Origin of the sequence: Limnobaculum xujianqingii, from assembly GCF_013394855.1 — a bacterium.
GTDB lineage: Bacteria > Pseudomonadota > Gammaproteobacteria > Enterobacterales > Enterobacteriaceae > Limnobaculum > Limnobaculum xujianqingii.
This window is the reverse complement of record NZ_JABMLK010000001.1, coordinates 1,507,501-1,527,463: the sequence shown is the minus strand read 5'-3', so window position 1 is coordinate 1,527,463 and position 19,963 is coordinate 1,507,501. Positions and strand designations below refer to the sequence as shown.

The 19,963-nt window shown below is 44.9% G+C and carries 18 protein-coding genes (1 of these 18 cut by a window edge); 12 read left to right on the top strand and 6 right to left on the bottom strand.

The window, feature by feature from the left end:
• Positions 1-46 precede the first annotated feature (46 nt).
• On the bottom strand, positions 47-1,336 hold the full coding sequence (locus GOL65_RS06940) for a CNNM domain-containing protein (protein WP_267313823.1): 1,290 nt from the start codon (positions 1,334-1,336) through the stop codon (positions 47-49).
• 58 nt (positions 1,337-1,394) lie between these two features.
• Positions 1,395-2,186, bottom strand: a complete 792-nt coding sequence (locus tag GOL65_RS06935; RefSeq protein WP_140920062.1) for a cytochrome C assembly family protein — start codon at positions 2,184-2,186, stop codon at positions 1,395-1,397.
• 173 nt (positions 2,187-2,359) lie between these two features.
• On the opposite strand from GOL65_RS06935, the gene ffh reads away from it, so the two are divergent.
• From ffh to murP, 4 genes are all read left to right on the top strand, one after another.
• A complete protein-coding gene (ffh, locus tag GOL65_RS06930) occupies positions 2,360-3,718 on the top strand; it encodes a signal recognition particle protein (RefSeq protein WP_140919886.1) in 1,359 nt (452 codons plus the stop codon).
• Between the two features lie 38 nt (positions 3,719-3,756).
• Positions 3,757-4,617 carry an SIS domain-containing protein gene (locus tag GOL65_RS06925; RefSeq protein WP_140919885.1) on the top strand — a complete coding sequence of 287 codons (861 nt, stop codon included), beginning with the start codon at positions 3,757-3,759 and terminating at the stop codon, positions 4,615-4,617.
• Positions 4,618-4,799: 182 nt separating this feature from the next.
• Positions 4,800-5,702, top strand: coding sequence for an N-acetylmuramic acid 6-phosphate etherase (murQ, locus tag GOL65_RS06920; RefSeq protein ID WP_140919884.1), 903 nt, complete (start codon positions 4,800-4,802; stop codon positions 5,700-5,702).
• A gap of 24 nt (positions 5,703-5,726) precedes the next feature.
• Positions 5,727-7,181, top strand: coding sequence for a PTS N-acetylmuramic acid transporter subunit IIBC (gene murP, locus GOL65_RS06915; RefSeq protein WP_140919883.1), 1,455 nt, complete (start codon positions 5,727-5,729; stop codon positions 7,179-7,181).
• 299 nt (positions 7,182-7,480) lie between these two features.
• Here murP and GOL65_RS06910 read toward each other — a convergent pair whose 3' ends face one another.
• The gene (locus GOL65_RS06910; protein ID WP_140919882.1) at positions 7,481-8,602 is read right to left on the bottom strand and encodes a M20 family metallopeptidase; all 1,122 of its coding nucleotides are present in this window, start codon (positions 8,600-8,602) and stop codon (positions 7,481-7,483) included.
• 423 nt (positions 8,603-9,025) lie between these two features.
• On the opposite strand from GOL65_RS06910, the gene rpsP reads away from it, so the two are divergent.
• The 4 genes from rpsP to rplS are packed head-to-tail and all read left to right on the top strand — an operon-like array spanning position 9,026 to position 11,038.
• Positions 9,026-9,274, top strand: a complete 249-nt coding sequence (gene rpsP / locus GOL65_RS06905; protein ID WP_130592857.1) for a 30S ribosomal protein S16 — start codon at positions 9,026-9,028, stop codon at positions 9,272-9,274.
• A 19-nt stretch (positions 9,275-9,293) separates the two neighbouring features.
• Complete coding sequence (gene rimM, locus GOL65_RS06900) at positions 9,294-9,824, top strand: ribosome maturation factor RimM (protein ID WP_140919881.1); 531 nt, start codon at positions 9,294-9,296, stop codon at positions 9,822-9,824.
• A gap of 54 nt (positions 9,825-9,878) precedes the next feature.
• Positions 9,879-10,625 (top strand): tRNA (guanosine(37)-N1)-methyltransferase TrmD, encoded by a 747-nt coding sequence (gene trmD, locus GOL65_RS06895; protein WP_140919880.1) that lies wholly within the window; start codon positions 9,879-9,881, stop codon positions 10,623-10,625.
• A gap of 56 nt (positions 10,626-10,681) precedes the next feature.
• Positions 10,682-11,038 carry a 50S ribosomal protein L19 gene (gene rplS / locus GOL65_RS06890; protein ID WP_130592852.1) on the top strand — a complete coding sequence of 119 codons (357 nt, stop codon included), beginning with the start codon at positions 10,682-10,684 and terminating at the stop codon, positions 11,036-11,038.
• A 74-nt stretch (positions 11,039-11,112) separates the two neighbouring features.
• On the opposite strand, the gene GOL65_RS06885 is transcribed toward rplS, so the two are convergent.
• Together GOL65_RS06885 and bamD are read right to left on the bottom strand one after the other, a co-directional pair.
• On the bottom strand, positions 11,113-12,291 hold the full coding sequence (locus GOL65_RS06885) for a pyridoxal phosphate-dependent aminotransferase (RefSeq protein WP_140919879.1): 1,179 nt from the start codon (positions 12,289-12,291) through the stop codon (positions 11,113-11,115).
• A 209-nt stretch (positions 12,292-12,500) separates the two neighbouring features.
• Positions 12,501-13,232 (bottom strand): outer membrane protein assembly factor BamD, encoded by a 732-nt coding sequence (bamD, locus tag GOL65_RS06880; RefSeq protein ID WP_140919878.1) that lies wholly within the window; start codon positions 13,230-13,232, stop codon positions 12,501-12,503.
• Positions 13,233-13,365: 133 nt separating this feature from the next.
• Here bamD and rluD point away from each other — a divergent pair, with 133 nt between their 5' ends.
• The 3 genes from rluD to clpB all read left to right on the top strand — a co-directional run bounded on the left by rluD (position 13,366) and on the right by clpB (position 17,786).
• A complete protein-coding gene (gene rluD, locus GOL65_RS06875) occupies positions 13,366-14,343 on the top strand; it encodes a 23S rRNA pseudouridine(1911/1915/1917) synthase RluD (protein ID WP_140919877.1) in 978 nt (325 codons plus the stop codon).
• Complete coding sequence (gene yfiH / locus GOL65_RS06870) at positions 14,343-15,074, top strand: purine nucleoside phosphorylase YfiH (RefSeq protein ID WP_140919876.1); 732 nt, start codon at positions 14,343-14,345, stop codon at positions 15,072-15,074. The genes rluD and yfiH overlap by 1 nt, the downstream gene beginning before the upstream one ends.
• A gap of 138 nt (positions 15,075-15,212) precedes the next feature.
• Entirely contained in the window at positions 15,213-17,786 is a 2,574-nt protein-coding gene (gene clpB, locus GOL65_RS06865) for an ATP-dependent chaperone ClpB (RefSeq protein WP_140919875.1), read from the top strand.
• An 87-nt stretch (positions 17,787-17,873) separates the two neighbouring features.
• Here clpB and rtcR read toward each other — a convergent pair whose 3' ends face one another.
• A complete protein-coding gene (gene rtcR, locus GOL65_RS06860) occupies positions 17,874-19,466 on the bottom strand; it encodes an RNA repair transcriptional activator RtcR (RefSeq protein ID WP_140919874.1) in 1,593 nt (530 codons plus the stop codon).
• A 203-nt stretch (positions 19,467-19,669) separates the two neighbouring features.
• On the opposite strand from rtcR, the gene GOL65_RS06855 reads away from it, so the two are divergent.
• A protein-coding gene (locus tag GOL65_RS06855) for a nucleotidyltransferase domain-containing protein (RefSeq protein WP_218652007.1) crosses the window boundary here: on the top strand, positions 19,670-19,963 show its start. The gene runs 534 nt beyond the window's last position; the window shows 294 of its 828 coding nt (coding positions 1-294); its start codon is at positions 19,670-19,672; the stop codon falls past the right edge of the window.

Genomic DNA, 19,963 nt, shown 5'->3' with positions numbered 1-19,963 from the left:
CCCGCGAAAGCGGGTTTTGTTTTATCAGTAATCTATCCGTATTCTACTATTTCTTTTTCAGATTTTTCGCCGGTGGTTCACCGTTGAGTGGGCGAATCAGCACCTGCTTAATCATATTGTTATTCACTTCGATAATATCGACAGAATAGTTTTTGAAGTCTACGTGGGTGCCTGCTACCGGGATATCTTCAAAATACTCCAGCAGCAATCCGTTAATGGTCTTAGCAGTAGATGTCGGTAAGTGCCAGCCAAAAGCTTTATTCAGCTCCCGGATACTGGCACTGCCATCAATATAAACTGAGCCGTCTGCCTGAGGTACTACTTCTTCAGCCAGCGAAGGAGACATAGAGGTAGTGAAGTCACCCACGATTTCCTCAAGAATATCTTCTACGCTAACCAGCCCCTGAATATCGCCATACTCATCAACAATGATGCCGACTTTTTCACGATTGCGTTGAAATTTAACTAACTGTACGTTGAGTGGTGTTCCTTCCGGAATAAAGTAGATTTTGTCCGCTGCGCGCAACATAGTCTCTTTATTAAACTCACTTTTTTCCATCATCAGACGATAAGCTTCGCGAACCCGTAACATACCGATGGCATCATCCAGAGTATCGCGATATAGCACAATACGGCCATGAGGGGAATGAGTTAGCTGCTTAAGAATATCTTTCCATTCGTCATTTACGTTAATTCCGACAATCTCATGGCGTGGAACCATAATGTCATCAACATTGACAACTTCTAAATCCAGTACCGATAACAGCATGCTTTGGTAACGATGAGAAATTAGCGGATTTGAGGCGTTTACGATAGTGCGCAGTTCATCTTTACTGACGGCATCACTGCCTTTAACGTCCGAACGTAAACCAAACAGATGCATAATCAGGCGGGTTATGCCGTTTAGTAACCAGACCAACGGTGCCATGATTTTCTGCAGCGGTTTCAGTAAAAAACTGCTGGGAAATGCTACTCGCTCAGGATAGAGCGCCGCAACAGTTTTTGGCAGAACTTCTGCAAACACCAAAATAACAAAGGTCAGAATACCAGTAGCAATGGCGACACCGAGGTTGCCATAGAGGCGGATACCAATAACAGTAGCCAGTGAGGAGGCCAGAATATTAACCAGATTATTGCCAATTAAAACCAGGCTGATTAAACGGTCCGGACGCTGAAGCAGTTTTTCAACTCGTCGTGCCTGACGGTTGCCCTTACTGGCAAGGTGGCGGAGTCGGTAACGGTTCAGCGTCATCATCCCCGTTTCCGAGGCTGAGAAATAGGCTGAAATCAGCACCATGACAATTAAGACGGGTTGATACGTCGTCCACCGATAAATGTCCTCAGTTATGATGAGCTATACGATATAGTATATAAACAGCTTGAATGAAAAGCTGTTAATGCGCTAAAAGTTCCTGAATCAGTCGGCTGCCAAAATAGCCCATAGTCAGTAAAAATGCTCCGCTCAGGCTAAACCATACCACTTTACGACCGCGCCAGCCTTTACTGTAGTGGCCCCAAAGTAAGACCAAATAGACTAGCCATGCCATGGTTGAGAGCGTGGTTTTATGCACATTTTCCTGACCAAGCAGATTATCCAGATAAAGAACGCCGCTCAGTAACGTTAAGGTGAGCAGAATGACACCAACCTGGGTGATATGAAAACACTTACGTTCAATAGACAACAGCGGTGGCATATCCGGGCTGAAGGAGAGTTTTTTATTCTTCAGGCGATAATCAATCCAGGCAATTTGAATCGCGTACAGCGCTGCAATAATCAGCGTAGCATAAGAGAACAGGGCTAAGACGATATGAACCAGCAGCGTTGGGCTATCTTCCAAATGGGTAATAAACTCCCAGGGAGTAAAGCTGGCCAGCGCCAGATTGATAATGGAAAAGCTGTAAACAATAGGAAGTAGTATCCAGCCGCGATCTTTAGAAGCCACAAATGTCATGATGGCACTGATCAACAGGCTGGTTCCTGAAGCAATATTAAGCAAACTTAGATTTTGGCCATAGTCGACATCAAAAATACGCTGTTGAAGAGCGATTCCGTGAAAAACGAGCGCAATAATGGCCGATATCAGCGTCCAGCGACGATGAATGCCTTTTTTTCTTAACAGACTGGGAATAATCAACCCAAGACTAGTCAGATATGCGATCAGTGATAATATGGCGAAAACAGGCATAATAATTAATGTTTGCATAAACCATGGAAAAAAGTGTAACCAGTATAACGTTAGTGGCGATTCCCTCCAATCAATTCTCAATAAGTATCGGTAACTGACCTGAGTATTGTTCGTGTTATACTTGCTAAAATTTTACCGCTGTCGCGGATTACCATCATGTTGGGCATAAGACGATGTTTGAAAACTTAACCGATAGATTGTCGCGCACGCTGCGCAACATCAGTGGCCGTGGGCGACTGACCGAAGAAAATATTAAAGATACACTGCGTGAAGTTCGTATGGCGTTGTTAGAAGCTGACGTAGCTTTACCGGTGGTTCGCGATTTCATTAATAAAGTTAAAGAAAGTGCCGTTGGGCAGGAAGTTAATAAGAGCCTGACCCCTGGACAAGAGTTTGTCAAAATTGTTCGTAACGAACTGGTTGCGGCAATGGGTGAGGAAAACAACAGCCTCAATCTGGCTGCTCAACCACCAGCAGTAATATTAATGGCGGGTTTGCAAGGGGCGGGTAAAACCACCAGCGTTGCCAAACTGGCTAAATTCCTGAAAGAAAAACAAAAGAAGAAAGTACTGGTGGTTTCTGCCGACGTTTATCGCCCGGCAGCGATCCGTCAGTTAGAAACTCTGGCGGAGGCTATTAGTGTTGATTTCTTTCCGTCCGATGCTCAGGAAAAACCAGTTGATATCGTCAATAATGCTTTAAAACAGGCCAGGCTTAAATTCTATGACGTTCTGATTGTCGATACCGCCGGTCGTCTACACGCTGATGAAGCGATGATGGACGAAATCAAACAGGTTCATGCCGCTATTAACCCGGTAGAAACACTGTTTGTGGTTGATGCCATGACCGGCCAGGATGCGGCTAATACGGCGAAAGCGTTTAATGAAGCACTGCCATTAACCGGTGTAGTACTGACCAAAGTAGATGGTGATGCACGTGGTGGTGCGGCGCTTTCTATTCGTCATATTACCGGTAAACCGATTAAGTTCCTTGGTATTGGTGAGAAGACCGAAGCGCTGGAGCCTTTCCATCCGGATCGCGTAGCATCGCGTATTCTTGGCATGGGCGACATGCTCTCTTTGATTGAAGATCTTGAGAGTAAAGTTGACCGTGAACAAGCGGAAAAGCTGGCAAATAAACTGAAGAAAGGCGACGGTTTTGACCTGACCGACTTTCTGGACCAGCTTAAGCAAATGCGCAACATGGGCGGAATGGCCAGCATGATGAGCAAATTGCCGGGAGCAGGCCAGATTCCGGATAACGTAAAAGCACAAATGGATGACAAATTACTGGTGCGTATGGAGGCGATTATTAATTCCATGACGCTGAAAGAGCGTGCCAGTCCGGAAATCATCAAAGGTTCACGTAAGCGTCGTATTGCGGCTGGTTCAGGTATGCAGGTACAGGACGTTAACCGCTTGCTGAAACAGTTCGACGATATGCAGCGTATGATGAAAAAGATGAAGAAAGGTGGATTAGCGAAAATGATGCGCGGTATGAAAGGCATGATGCCACCGGGTATGATGCGTTAATCAGATATATTGATAGTTCCATGGGGGAGATGAGATAAATGGCGTGTTTAGCTGTGATAGCCACCAATCTGGCTCAGTTTCCCCCAATGGAAAAAAAGATTGCTGAATATATACTGGAAAATCCCAAAAAAATCAGGGAGCTTTCATCTCAGGAACTGGCGACAATTTTAAATATTAGTCAGTCAGGGGTAGTTAAATTCACGCAAAAACTGGGTTTTAAAGGCTATACCGCATTTAAACTGGCCATCAGTGAAGAGTTGGGGCGTAGTGAGCTGGTAGCCAGTAAGTCAGCGTTGCATCTGCATAATGAAATTACCGGTGATGATACCCTGCTTGAGATTGCTGGTAAGTTACTGTTAGAAAAGCAAAGCGCATTGCGTGAAACCATGAATGCTTTGCAGCCTCAAATATTTGAGCTGGTGGTTGAGCAGATTTTCAATGCTAAAAAAGTGCATATTACCGGCGTTGGTGGCTCAGCTCTAATTGCGAAAGATCTCACTTATAAATTATTAAAAATTGGCATTCCTGCTTTTTCTGAGATGGACAGCCATGTTCAGCTAACTATCGCCCAAACGTTGGGACCAGACGATGTTCAAATCGCTGTTTCCTATTCCGGGATGCGTCGTGAAGTGGTTCTGGCGGCAGAAGTCGCTAAAAAACAGGGAGCTAAGCTGGTAACAATTACCAGTTTAAAAAGTAATCCGTTAAAAAATCTGGCTGATTATGCTCTTCATTCCGTAGCGGATGAAAGTCAGTGGCGCAGTTCTTCTATCTCTTCCCGTACCGCTCAAAATGCAATTACCGATCTATTGTTTATGGGATTGGTTCAGCATAATCAGGAACATGCTAATTTACTAATTCAACAAAGCCGCGAATTAGTGAATAAAATCAGTCTGTAATCATTTCTCCGGCTAATTCCTCTCTGATTTATCTGTTGTTTAATACGTGATGCCAATCACATATTGATGGTTCTGTTTTTATCTCTTTTAAGGAATAATTTATTATTTATTTTAGTTTATTTTTGGAATAAAAAATTCCAAATATGATTAGTGATAGCAATAACAAGTTTACTGAGGTCCATATGAATATTGATTTAAACTCCATGGTCACTGAAAGCCGCAATACGGCGAGTGAAGATATCGACCAGCTATCAACGCTGGAGATGCTACGAGTGATAAATAACGAGGACAAAAAAGTCGCGTTGGCCGTTGAAAAGGAGTTACAGCATATTGCGGATGCAGTAGATATTATCAGCAGCGCTTTTACTGACGGTGGTCGTTTGGTGTACTGCGGTGCCGGAACCTCCGGTCGACTGGGTATTCTCGATGCCAGTGAATGCCCACCAACATACGGTACTAAACCTGAACAGGTTATTGGTCTGATTGCTGGTGGTCATCAGGCGATCTTTAAAGCGGTAGAAAATGCAGAAGATAGCCTGGAGTTAGGCATTGAGGATTTAAAAGCTATCAGCTTCAGCAATAAAGATGTATTGGTTGGCATTGCCGCCAGCGGCAGAACGCCTTATGTAATTGCTTCAATGGAGTACGCTAAATCACTGGGGGCTAACGTTATCAGTATTAGCTGTAATCCGGATAGTCCAATTGCTCAACAGGCAGATATTGCTATTACCCCGGTTGTTGGTGGTGAAGTGGTTACCGGTTCATCACGTATGAAAGCAGGAACGGCTCAAAAGTTGGTCCTGAATATGTTAACCACGGGCTCAATGATAAAAATTGGCAAAGTATATGGCAACCTGATGGTGGATGTGGAAGCAACTAACGCCAAGCTGGTAGAAAGGCAAAAAAATATCGTGATGCAGGCAACGGACTGCAGTCGGGAAGAGGCTGAGCAAGCGTTATCACAATGTCAGCGCCACTGTAAAACTGCCATTGTGATGGTATTAACCGGTATGAATGCAGAGCAGGCTAAACAGGCTTTATCAGCCAGTCATGGATTTATTCGTGCGGCAATCGCCTCTAAATAATCAGCGCGGGAATGAGAAAAAGATATGGCTAAAATCACCAGAGAGATGATTGAAGAGATCGTTGCTGCAATCGGTGGACAGGAAAATATTCTGAAAAGCGGTAATTGCATGACGAGATTGCGATTAACGCTGAAAGATAATCAGATGGTTGATAAGAGTCGCCTTAAGGTTATTCCTGGCGTAATGGGGGTGGTAGAGAGCGATAACCAACTACAAATTATTGTAGGGCCAGGAAAAGCACAGGCGGCGGCTGAATTAGTGAGTGCTGTTCTGTCAGAGCAACCAATGGAAAGTGCAACCAAACCTGCTGGTGAAACTCAGTTAAAAGATATTGCCTCTTCGAAAAAGAAAGAGATGAAATCTAAGCAGAATAGTGCTGTTCATCATTTTTTAACTAAGTTTGCCACTATCTTTACTCCACTTATCCCGGGATTTATTGCAGCAGGTCTGTTATTAGGTTTTGCCACGCTGATAGAACAATCTTACGTTCAGAGCGGTCAGGAGGTGAGCGGTTACTTGCTACATGTTATAGCGTACATGAAATTGTTCAGCAAAGGTCTGTTCGCTTTTCTGAGTATCATGATTGGTTATAACGCCCAGCAGGCTTTTGGTGGGTCTGGTGTGAATGGGGCGATTATTGCTTCACTGTTTATTCTGGGCTATGACCCTAATGCAACCGCTGGAATCTATTCCGGTATGGATAACTTCTTTGGTCTGCATATTGTGCCGAAGGGCAACATTATCGGGGTACTGATTGCGACTATTGTGGGCGCTTATGTAGAACGCGGTGTCAGACGTTTTATTCCTGATAATTTAGATATGATCCTCACTTCTACGATCACTTTACTGATTATGGGCGCAGTAACTTTTGTGGCGATTATGCCGTTTGGTGGCGTTCTGTTTAGTGGTATGTCCTGGTTGTTCCTGCATTTAAATGGTAATCCGATTGGTTGTGCCATTCTGGCCGGTCTGTTCCTGATATCGGTCATGTTTGGGATTCATCAGGGATTTATTCCGGTCTATTTCGCTCTGATGGACGCGCAGGGTTTTAACTCCTTATTCCCTATTTTAGCCATGGCTGGAGCAGGGCAGGTAGGCGCGGCTCTGGCGTTGTATGTTAAATCAGATAAGACTTCATTATTACGTACCCAAATTCGTGGCGCGATTATTCCAGGTCTGCTGGGAGTAGGCGAACCACTGATTTATGGCGTTACATTGCCAAGAGTTAAGCCTTTTGTCACTGCCTGTATCGGTGGGGCTATTGGTGGTTTCTTTATTGGTTTGGTTGCCTATATGGGATTACCGGTTGGTTTAAATACGGTTTTTGGACCGTCAGGGTTGGTGGCGATTCCGTTAATGACGTCTAATCACGGTATTTTTGCTGGTATAGGTGTGTATACCGCCGGTTTGTTAGTTTCTTATATCGGCGGTTTTGTGGTGACTTATTTCTTTGGTATTAAAGATATTGATTTATCGTGAGTCAATTTTACTTTTAGCTATAAAAAAGGGCACTATTGGGTGCCCTTCAGACTACTGACAAACTTAATAAATCAACACCTACGTATATTCCGACCGTAAAAACACTGTGCTTATATTGGCATCAGTAACGGTCGGTAACTCGTCTGTATTTAGCGGTGGAACGCGTCGGGCCTACCTTTCCTATGGGCGCTTCGTTGGCTTACGCCAAGTCGACCCAAACGGAAAGGTCTCCCTCCGATTGGCTATTTAAGGTGCAAAACTGAATTATCATATTCTGTCATTAATACGAACTATTTTGATTATAACCGGGTAATCAATTCAGCCAGCAGGGCTGAACGTGGAGCCATATCAGCAATATTAATATGCTCATATTCAGCATGCGGACCTGCGCCCGTTGAGCCTAATCCGTCCAGAGTTGGAATACCCATCGCAGCAGTAAAGTTACCATCACTACCACCACCAACGGCGGCATCAGTTACTTCAAAACCCAGCGCTTTCGCTGCATCTTGTGCTTTTGCCATTAGTCCGGCAGAGGCAGAGTTTCGTTCCATTGGCGGGCGAACCATACCACCCGTTATCGTTAACTTGATGCCATCAAGTTTGGCAATTGAACCGTATATTGCCTGATGAATGCGTTCGGCTTCGTCCAGTCGGGTTACCCGTACGTCTATGCTCAGATTGGCTTCTTCTGCGACTACGTTAATCTTGCTGCCGCCGCTGACGATCCCAACGTTAACCGTGGTGCCATTTTGCGGTGCGTTAAGTGAGTGCAGATGCTGAATCTGATAAGACATTTCCTGAATGGCGCTGATACCATCTTCCGGGTTGTTACCCGCATGAGCCGCACGTCCTTTGATATGAACATAAAAACGTCCGGTACCTTTACGACCGGTTTTTAGTGCGCCACTTGCGGTGGTTGGTTCAGCTACCAGTACCTGTTGATAGTTTTTCGCCTGTTGTTCAATAATCGGACGAGAACTTGGGCTGCCTAATTCCTCATCGGCATTGCACAGAAAACGGATATGGCGATCCCCTAGCAGATTGAGTTCTTTTAGTGCTTTAACTGCCCAAATAGCCTGAACCAGGCCTCCTTTCATATCCAGTACTCCGGGGCCAAATAGCTTGCCATCTTCCTGACGTAAGCTCAGGCGACCAATGTCCCAAACGGTATCAAAATGGCCCAGAATCAGGGTGTGCTGCGAACCAGTACCAATATCAAACGCCAGATGGTCGCCGTATTCAGTTTGAGGGAAAACCTCGGCTTTTGCCCCTAAATGCTCCATAAATAGTTTTTGTAGAACCTGACCGCAGGCATCAACCGCCGCTTTGTCATGGGAAGGGGATTCGGCTTTAGCTAATAATTCAAGATCGGCCAAAATGCGACTCTGATGTTGAGTCAAATAAGAGGAAATTGCTGACATAGTTATAACCTTATTTTTAGCAAGGAACCCGAGTATAGCGTTTCTGATAAGAGAAAAGAAAACCGATCAAACACGCTTTTGATTTGGATCTAATACTTGTTTTGCATGCGTCCTGCTTTCTTTGCATTGTTACTTTTTCTGAGGTTTGTTTGAGCTGAATTCTTTCTATCTAATATTTACAACTAAATTAAACCGAGTCGAAATGCTTTATTCCGACATGGTCAATTGATTTATGTGGTAAGTTACACCTGTTTATTGAGTGATGTAGTCTCAGTTCCAGCCACTTTTGGAATTGAATCACTAATATCAGGCGCTTTAGGTTGCTTTTTGCGCCAAAATGAGTAAAATTTTCGGGCTTTTTATATTGCACCAGACCCCGTTCCTCGATGGGGTCTGTGTGTTTTATTAACTAAAGAGGATGTTATGGTAACAATTCGTTTAGCTCGTGGCGGCGCTAAAAAGCGTCCGTTTTATCAAGTTGTTGTGACCGACAGTCGTAATGCACGTGACGGTCGCTTCATCGAACGCGTAGGCTTCTTCAACCCGGTTGCAACCGGTCAGGCAGAACGTCTGCGTTTAGATCTGGACCGTATCAATCATTGGACTGGTCTGGGTGCAACCGTTTCTGATCGCGTAGCTTCGCTGATCAAAGACGCAAACAAAGCAGCATAATTTGTCTGGGTGTCAACAAATGAGCAAGCTACTAAATCCGGTAGTTCTCGGGAAACTGGGTTCTACGTATGGCATCCGGGGTTGGCTCAGAGTGTTCTCATCCACCGAGCAGTCTGAAAGCATTTTTGATTATCAGCCGTGGTATATCCAGCGGGCTGGTGAATGGCGGGTTATCGAGCTGGAAGGCTGGAAACGCCACAATCAAGATTTGATCATCAAGCTGAAAGGCGTTGACGATCGTGAAGTTGCTAACAGTTTAACCAATTGCGAAATTGCCGTTGAAGCTGAGCAACTGCCACCACTGGAAGAGGGTGATTACTACTGGAAAGACCTTATGGGCTGTCAGGTAGTAACAACTTCAGGTTACGAACTGGGTAAAGTCACAGATATGATGGAAACCGGTTCTAATGACGTTTTGGTGGTTAGAGCAAATCTGAAAGATGCTTTTGGCGCCAAGGAGCGTTTAATTCCGTTCCTGGATGGACAAGTTATCAAAAAAATCGATCTCACTGCTCAATTAATTGAAGTTAATTGGGATCCTGGTTTCTAACTCCGTATTTGATGCGTTAAGCGTCTGGCGGTAGTAGCAAATGGAACGTTAAGTATGTGGATTGGTGTAATTAGCCTGTTCCCCGAAATGTTCCGCGCGATTACCGATTATGGGGTAACCGGCCGAGCAGTAAAAAATGGCCTGCTGAGTGTAACCTGCTGGAGTCCACGCGACTTCACGCACGATCGGCATCGTACTGTGGACGACCGACCTTATGGCGGCGGACCGGGGATGTTGATGATGGTTCAGCCCTTACGGGATGCAATACACACGGCAAAAGCAGCGGCAGGCGAAGGGGCGAAAGTTATTTATCTTTCTCCACAGGGTCGCAAACTGGACCAACAGGGTGTTTGCGAGCTGGCAACTAATCAGAAGTTGATTTTGATTTGTGGCCGGTATGAAGGCGTGGATGAGCGCGTAATACAAACCGAAGTCGATGAAGAATGGTCTATCGGTGATTATGTTCTCAGTGGCGGCGAGCTTCCCGCGATGACATTGATTGATTCGGTTTCCCGATTTATTCCGGGAGTACTGGGGCATCAAATGTCAGCAGAAGAGGACTCGTTTGCTGACGGTTTGTTGGACTGTCCGCACTATACCCGACCTGAGGTGTTAGATGATATGGAAGTACCGGCAGTATTACTATCGGGCAACCATGAACATATTCGTCTTTGGCGCATGAAACAGTCGCTGGGTCGAACCTGGCTTAGAAGACCTGAGCTTCTAAAAAGCCTAGCTCTGACTGATGAGCAAGCAATGCTGTTGAAACAGTTCCAACAGGAACACCAACAGCAAGACTAATAAGGGAAGGATATTCGTTCCCGCAGTTTCAGTTTACCTAGGGTAAGAGAGATATTATGAGCAACATTATTAAGCAAATTGAACAAGAACAGATGAAAAAGGACGTACCTGCATTCCGTCCGGGTGATTCCGTGGAAGTTAAGGTATGGGTCGTTGAAGGTAGTAAGAAACGTCTGCAGGCATTCGAGGGCGTGGTTATCGCTATTCGTAACCGCGGTCTGCATTCTGCGTTCACTGTTCGTAAGATTTCCAACGGCGAAGGTGTAGAGCGTGTATTCCAGACTCACTCACCTGTTATTGACAGCATTACTGTTAAACGTCGTGGTGCCGTTCGTCAGGCTAAACTGTACTATCTGCGTGAGCGTGCTGGTAAGTCTGCTCGTATCAAAGAGCGTCTTGGTAGTAAAGCTTAAGCAACATCCAAAAGCTATTAGTTATATACAGGGCTTAGCAGTGCTAAGCCCTTTTTTATGAAAACTTCTGTAAATCAGACCCAGCCTTTACTACGAAACTCTTTTAGCACGCTAACAAAGGTTGTCATTTCTTCTGGTGTGCCCAATGTCAGGCGATTCCAACCTTTAGCTGGTGGGAACTCACGGCCAACAAACACATGGTATTCTTTCATTCTGTCCTGATAGGTTTTTACCTCTCCCGGTACTTTGTGGAAGATAAAGTTAGCCTGTGAGGGCAAATATTCCAGACCCAGCTCATCCAGTGCATTGGTAACAATCTTACGAGCAGTTTCTACAGATGTCTTACTGATAGTCAGGAAGGTCTTGTCATCCAGCGAGGCAAGTGCTGCAACCGCTCCGGCTGCATTGGTATTATCCAGTGAAATAAAGTCTTCAACCTGAGCGATAATTTCTTCATGGGCAACAGCATAGCCAATACGCAGGCCTGCTAAGGCATAAATTTTAGAGAAAGTACGGGTTACCACCACGTTTTTATGTTGTTTTAAAATCAACTCAATGCCACTGCTAAAGCGGGGATCGGTGACGAACTCAGCATAGGCTTCATCCAACAGGAACAGGGTGCGTTCTGATGCTGTTTTAATCCATGGATCAATCTGGTCAGCTGGTGTAATGGTTGCTGTTGGATTATTCGGGTTACACAGATACACAATGGATAAACCTGGGAACTCATCGGCAATCTTCTTCATTGCCGCAATATCAAACGCCAGCTTATCGTTTAGTGGCACTTTAATCACTGCAACACCAAGCGCTTTAGCGTATAGCTCGGCATAGTTGAAGGTTGGATCGGGAACAATAACCTGAACTTTCTGACCCGCTTTTTGGGCCTGATAAATAGCCATTTGAACCACAGCCTGAATGGATTCTGATGAGCCGTTACCTAATGAGATATTTTTTGATTGTAGTTTGTGGCTTTCTGCTATTTTTTCAATTAATTGCTCTCTGGCAGCATCCGGATAGCGGAAGGCTTGAGGTAGGGCATTAACCACGGCTTGCTGCGCTTTAGGCGACATTCCCAGAGAGTTTTCATTAAAGTTAAGTAACAGTGGTTGTTCTTTGGTTGGTGTCGGTAAAACTTTTGCAGCACTGGCGGTTTGATGATCCTGACTGGCTCTGGCGACGCCGGTGGCCAAATTGCCAAAGGTTAATCCACCCAGCAGTAATCCTGACGATTTTAATAGCGTACGTCTGTCCATAATTTTCTCTCTTATAATGAATATTTATTCAATAAATATGGGTTATCCGCAATAACCTAGCGAGTTTTATGAATATTGTAAATATCAGGAAATAAATTTACTGTGAGAAAATAAAGAGAGGGATAAAGTGACAGATAAAGAAGAGAAGTAATAAGTTAATCGCTATGCATTATTCGCATAGCGATTAACTGAAGATACTATTAAAACAATCAGCCTTTGATATCGTTAGCTTCGATAATCTTTTTGACTTTATCCGCCTGAGACGCCAGATTTAACTGCCGGTATGCATTTTCCATTAACGGTAATGCATTGCGCGTTGCTTCAGAATCAGGATAATCACGCATCATTTGTTCAACGCGGTTAACTACTGCAACAAAAGCGCCGCGCTTAGTGTAATATTGCGCAACGGAAAGCTCGTAGTTAGCCAGACGGTTGTGCAACGCGACTAAGCGTTTTTGAGCATCAGCAGCATAGGCGCTTTGTGGGAAGCTTTGCACCAACTGAGTAAAGTCGCGAAATGCGGCGCGAGCATGTTGCGGATCGCGATCCGAACGGTCAATACCAAAGAAATCTTGTACCGTATTACCGTCGAACGCCATATCGGTTAAACCGCGCATATACATAACATAATCAATGTTAGGGTGCGTAGGGTTTAAACGGGCAAAGCGATCGATAGTGGCTTGTGCCATTGGTAACTCATCTGCTTTATAATAAGCGTAGATCAGGTCCAGTTGCACTTGCTGTGAATAAGGGCCAAATGGATAGCGGTTATCAAGCGCTTCCAGTTCTGTGATGGCGCCCCGGAAGTTACCGCTTTGTAGTTTTTCTTGCGCGGTTGCATACATTTCCGATGGCGGATTATCGGGGACAGTGTCCGATGAGCAACCTGCCAACGTCAGGCTCAATATGGCAGAGGCCACTAAATATTTCATACGCATCATGACGTTTTGCTTATCCTCAGAGTGTTGTTCTGGAAGCTATCCATTCAGCTTCCGGTGAGTACCAGTTACAATAGCACATTATTTTAAACGGCATTGCCGCGAAAACCCAACTTAAAACTTAAGAAGTTATTTTATGTCACAGCAAGTACAACTCACAGCAACAGTTGCCGAGTCACAACTCGGACAACGATTAGATCAGGCTTTGGCCGAATTGTTCCCTGATTATTCACGTTCTCGCATAAAAGAATGGATTTTGGAAGAGCGTGTATCAGTAAACGGTCAAATAATCGCCAAACCTAAAGAAAAAGTTTTGGGTGGTGAGTGTATCGCAATTGATGCGCTGATCGAAGAAGAAGTACGTTGGGAATCGCAAGATATTGCATTAAACATTGTTTATGAAGATGACGATATTATCGTTATCAATAAACCAAGGGATTTTGTTGTGCATCCGGGAGCCGGTAACCCTGATGGCACGGTATTAAATGCTTTGTTACATCATTACCCACAAATTGCCGATGTACCGCGCGCCGGTATTGTTCACCGTCTGGATAAAGACACGACAGGCTTAATGGTGGTAGCAAAAACGGTACCGGCTCAGACTCGTCTGGTAGAAGCGTTGCAGGCCAGAGAAATTACCCGTGAATATGAAGCAGTAGCAATTGGTACTATGGCCGGTGGCGGGACAGTAGATGCAGCGATTGCGCGCCATCCAACTAAACGTACTCATATGTCGGTTTATCCAATGGGTAAACCCGCGGTTACTCACTATCGCATTATGGAGCACTTCCGTGCCCACACCCGTTTACGCTTACGTCTGGAAACGGGCCGGACACACCAGATCCGCGTGCATATGGCGCATATTACTCATCCACTGGTAGGGGATCCATTATATGGTGGTCGTCCTCGGCCACCTAAAGGCGCATCTGAAGCTTTTATACAGCAATTACGCTCTTTCGACCGTCAGGCTCTGCACGCCATCATGTTACGCTTGCATCATCCAATTACCGGTGAACTGATGGAATGGCATGCGCCATTGCCGGAAGATATGGTACAACTGATAGCCGCACTACGTGCTGATACTGAAATTTTTAAAGATGAGCTGAACTGGTAATGATCCCACTAATAACGCCGGAATGGATAGCACCTGCAGGAGTGAAAGCGGTTAGCACTACGCGTAATGGCGGCGTCAGCCAAACGCCTTATGATACGTTGAATCTGGGGAACCATGTTGGTGATGAACCAACAGCTGTGTTACAGAATCGTCAGCGTTTGGAGCAACAGTTAAACATTTCCGGCGATATTACCTGGCTTGAACAAGTTCATGGTGTTGAAGTATTAACTCTGACGCAAAATACACCAATATCTTTACGTGCTGATGCCAGCTATACCCGTACTCCGGGTAAAGTTTGCGCCATCATGACCGCCGATTGTCTTCCGGTACTATTCTGCTCGGTAAATGGTGATGAAGTGGCGGCGGCCCACGCCGGGTGGCGAGGGCTTCAAGCGGGAATTCTTGAACGGACGGTTGAAAACTTTATGACTACGCCGGATAACATTATTGCCTGGTTGGGGCCGGCAATTGGCCCAACGCAGTTTGAAGTTGGACCAGAAGTTCGTGATGCTTTTATGGCGGTAAATCCACTTGCAGATAGTGCATTTACTCCCAGAGCCGATAAATACCTGGCTGATATTTACCTGCTGGCTCGTCAGCGCCTTCAATCTCTGGGTATACAAAAAATTTATGGCGGTAGTTACTGTACGGTTAGTCAACCTGAACTCTTTTTTTCATATCGTCGTGAAAGAGATACCGGCAGAATGGTCAGTCTGATTTGGTTTGATTAATCTATTGATATCAAAACGTTTCTTTATTCTGTGAACTCACCTCAATAATTTATATTGACTTTGGTCTTGAAAAACGCTCTCGCACCCTTATCTATATGGCATAGCAACATATATTGTTGATTTGTTCTTGGAGGTGTTATGCGTCTGGATCGTCTTACCAGCAAATTTCAACTCGCTCTGGCCGATGCTCAATCATTAGCGTTAGGGCGTGATAATCAATTTATAGAACCTATTCATCTGATGAGCGCTTTGCTCAGTCAGGATGGTGGGAGCATTCGTCCATTACTGACGTCTGCCGGGGTTGATATTAACCGGTTACGTCGCGACCTGGATGATGCATTAAGTCGTGCCCCACAGGTTGAGGGCGCAGGTGGTGATGTTCAGCCATCGAATGAACTGGTTCGTATTCTGAACCTGTGCGACAAACTGGCTCAAAAGCGTAACGATAAATTTATCTCTTCCGAACTGTTTGTTCTTGCTGCATTGCAAGAGCGCGGTCAGTTAAGCGATCTGCTGAAAAAAGCCGGTGCAACCAGTGAAAGGTTAACTCAGGCGGTTGATCAATTAAGAGGAGGTGAAAGCGTGGATGATGCAAGTGCAGAAGATCAACGTCAGGCATTGAAAAAATATACTATCGATCTGACTGAACGGGCAGAACAAGGCAAATTGGATCCGGTGATCGGCCGTGATGAAGAGATTCGCCGTACCATTCAGGTATTACAACGTCGTACTAAAAATAACCCGGTACTGATTGGTGAACCCGGCGTTGGTAAAACCGCGATCGTAGAAGGTTTAGCTCAGCGTATTGTGAACGGTGAAGTGCCTGAAGGTCTGAAAAACAAACGTGTGCTCTCTTTAGATATGGGCGCATTGATCGCTGGTGCGAAATATCGTGGTGAATTTGAAGAGCGTTTAAAAGGTGTATTGAGCGATCTGGCGAAACAGGAAGGCAGCGTTATTCTGTTTATCGATGAGCTACACACCATGGTTGGTGCCGGTAAAGGTGATGGCGCAATGGATGCCGGTAACATGCTCAAACCAGCGCTGGCCCGTGGTGAATTGCACTGTGTAGGTGCCACAACGCTGGATGAATACCGTCAGTATATTGAAAAAGATGCGGCGTTAGAGCGTCGTTTCCAAAAGGTATATGTCGCAGAACCAAGCGTGGAAGATACTATTGCTATCTTGCGTGGCTTAAAAGAACGTTATGAATTGCACCACCATGTGCAAATTACTGACCCGGCTATCGTTGCAGCAGCGACATTGTCGCATCGTTATGTTTCCGATCGTCAGTTACCGGATAAAGCGATTGACCTGATTGATGAAGCGGCCTCCAGCATTCGTATGCAGATGGATTCTAAACCAGAATCATTAGACCGTCTGGATCGTCGTATTATTCAGTTAAAACTGGAACAGCAGGCGCTGATGAAAGAGTCTGATGAAGCCAGTAAGAAACGCCTTGAAATGCTGAACGAAGAGTTAGAGCAAAAAGAGCGTGAATATTCTGAGCTGGAAGAAGAGTGGAAAGCGGAAAAAGCTGCGGTATCCGGCACCCAGACCATTAAGTCCGATCTGGAACAGGCAAGAACCACTCTGGAACAAGCGCGCCGCGTAGGCGATTTGGCCAGAATGTCTGAATTGCAGTATGGCACCATTCCGGAACTGGAAAAGCAATTAGCGCTGGCGGAAAGTTCTGAAGGTAAGACCATGAAGCTGCTGCGCAATAAAGTAACTGATGCTGAAATTGCTGAAGTACTGGCTAAAGCAACGGGTATTCCGGTCGATCGTATGCTGGAAGGTGAGCGTGACAAATTACTGCGCATGGAAAAACAACTGCATCAGCGAGTGATAGGCCAAAATGAGGCGGTTGAAGCGGTATCGAATGCGATTCGTCGTAGTCGTGCAGGCTTATCCGATCCGAATAAACCCATTGGTTCATTCCTGTTCCTGGGACCAACCGGGGTAGGTAAAACCGAGCTGGCAAAAGCACTGGCCAACTTTATGTTCGACAGCGATGATGCCATGGTGCGTATCGATATGTCCGAGTTTATGGAGAAACACAGTGTTTCCCGTCTGGTGGGCGCACCTCCGGGATATGTTGGTTACGAAGAGGGCGGTTATCTGACAGAAGCAGTTCGTCGTCGTCCATACTCAGTTATTTTGCTGGATGAAGTCGAAAAAGCGCATCCGGATGTATTTAATATCCTGTTGCAGGTACTGGATGATGGTCGTTTAACTGATGGACAGGGGCGTACCGTTGATTTCCGTAATACCGTGGTAATCATGACGTCTAACCTGGGATCTGACATGATCCAGGAACGTTTTGGTCAACTGGATTACGGCGAGATGAAAGAGTTAGTGATGAGTGTTGTTGGTCATCACTTCCGTCCGGAATTTATCAACCGTATTGACGAAACCGTAGTGTTCCATCCGCTGGGTGAGAGCATGATTAAATCCATCGCACGAATTCAGTTGGAACGTTTGTATCAGCGTCTGGACGATCGTGGTTATATCGTCAGCATGTCTGAAGCCGCTTTGGATCTGTTAGCTAAAGAGGGATACGATCCGGTTTATGGTGCGCGTCCATTGAAACGGGCTATTCAACAGGAAATTGAGAATCCGCTGGCACAGCAAATTCTTTCTGGCCAGTTATTACCTGGAGTACCAGTGGTACTGGATGTTGAAGGTGGCAAGATTGTTGCTAAGCAATAATCAATAAGTAACTGAAAAATGGGTGACAATAGTCACCCATTTTTTTGTTTGTTCAGAATTATGTAGCGAAGAGAAAAATGATTAACTTTATGTTTTATCTTTTTTCAGTGTTTCCCAGCTAAGGCCAAAACGAGAGAGGTACTTTCTCAATCTATCGGCATCATTTGGGTTCTGTTTTTGCTGACGGGAAACGGCAAATAGTTTCCTTCCTGCCTCCGACAAGCTGCTACTGGTGTGGCAGATTTCAATAACAGCCTGTAGTTGATACTGATCAAACAGATCTATGGGTTGATCCAACTCGGGTAATAAAAGTGGTTTAGTGATATATCCCCAGCTTTCCTGTAAACGTTTTATTTCATCATTGACAATATCATCACTAATTCTTCCTGATTCAGCCAGTGTTGCCATACGGGTAATAGAAGCGCTGAGTTCACGAAAATTACCTGACCAAAGCGCCTCAGATGAGGTGGCAAATGAGAGATACTTACGGCGTGATTCAGCATTAAAACGAGTTTGTTCACCTTGTTCACGAGCAAAACGAGCTAACTCATAATCCAGGTTGGGTTCGATATCTTCATTGCGTTGAGCCAGACCGGGAAGTTTATAGGTCCATAAGTTAATGCGTGCATACAGATCTTCACGAAACAGACCTTCACTGACTTGCTTGCGTAAGTCCCGATGGGTACCGGCAATAAGTTGAAAGTGGCTTTGTGCTTCTTTGTCGCTACCAAAAGGAAGAAATTTTTTCTCTTCAATGGCTTTTAGCAACATCGCCTGTTCATCCAGCCCGAGCTCTCCGATTTCATCTAAAAATAACATGCCATTATCTGCTGCTCGCAACAGGCCTGGTCGGTCAGTTTGAGCACCGGTAAATGAACCTTTAACATGACCAAACAGCGTTGACATTGCACTATCACCCCGAAGAGTGGCGCAGTTAACCTCAACGAATCGGCCACTTATTTGATGTCGTTCCAGCTTAAGTTCGTAGATTCGTCGGGCAAGGAATGATTTTCCTGCTCCGGTGGGTCCCACCATCAATATTGGTGCGGTAGAACGAATAGCGACACGTTCTATTTCTTCTATCAGACGGTTAAAGGTGGCATTGCGCGTTGCAATACCGGCTTTCAAATAAGAGACCGAGTTTTCACTGATTTGTTGGAAACGAGTAGATATCTGATCGTAGCGACTTAAATCCAAATCAATAATGGCGTAATTACCTTCAGGATTACCGGGGTGTTCATCGCTCTTATTGTTCCTGTCCGGCATGGTTTGAATTAACTTACCTGGCAGATAACGGGCCTCGGTAAGTAAAAACCAACAGATTTGTACAATGTGAGTACCTGTGGTGATGTGAACTAAGTACTCTTCATTCTCAGTATCAAAAGGGTAGTGTTCAGAAAAATCTAATAGCTTGGTATAGACCTCTTCAATATCCCAGGGATCATCTAACGTAATGGCATTGAGTTTAACTTCAGTTTGTGGCGATACCAGATGGATATCCTGAACCAGCTGCTCAGCCATTCCCCGATCTCTGGCAGCATGAATCAGCTCAAGTCGGTCAATATGTAAATCAGGTTGCTGGCACATTCCTACGGTTGGACGCCATTTATTCCAACGGTTTTCCCGTTTACCACGTTTATCCAGAACGGTACCTAACACACCAATTGCAATCCGTTTCATATTTTATCTCTAAATATAAACATTATCTGAATAAATAAATTATCTTATATTTTCAGAATTCTCCAGCATTAAACTAATTACTTTAATGTTCATTTAAAACAATAAATTAAATCTACTTTTAATGATAAGAAGAAAGTTGGCAAGCTGATTGCAATATCTGATAGTAATACCGTAAGTAATAACGAATAAAAAGGAGAAATGCGATGCAAAAAGGATTACTAACTAATCGTAAAGATTTACCTGTTGATGACCATCCAGTATCAGCAGAGATGAAAAATCGCATCCTGAATGAGCTGAAAGAGATAGAAAGAAAGTTTGATGTGAAAGTACTGTATGCCTGTGAATCTGGAAGCCGGGGATGGGGATTTGCTTCAACGGACAGCGATTATGATGTTCGCTTTATTTATGTGCATAAACCTGAATGGTATTTAACCGTTGAACCGGGCAGAGATGTGATAGAACGACCACTGGATGATGAACTGGATATCAGCGGTTGG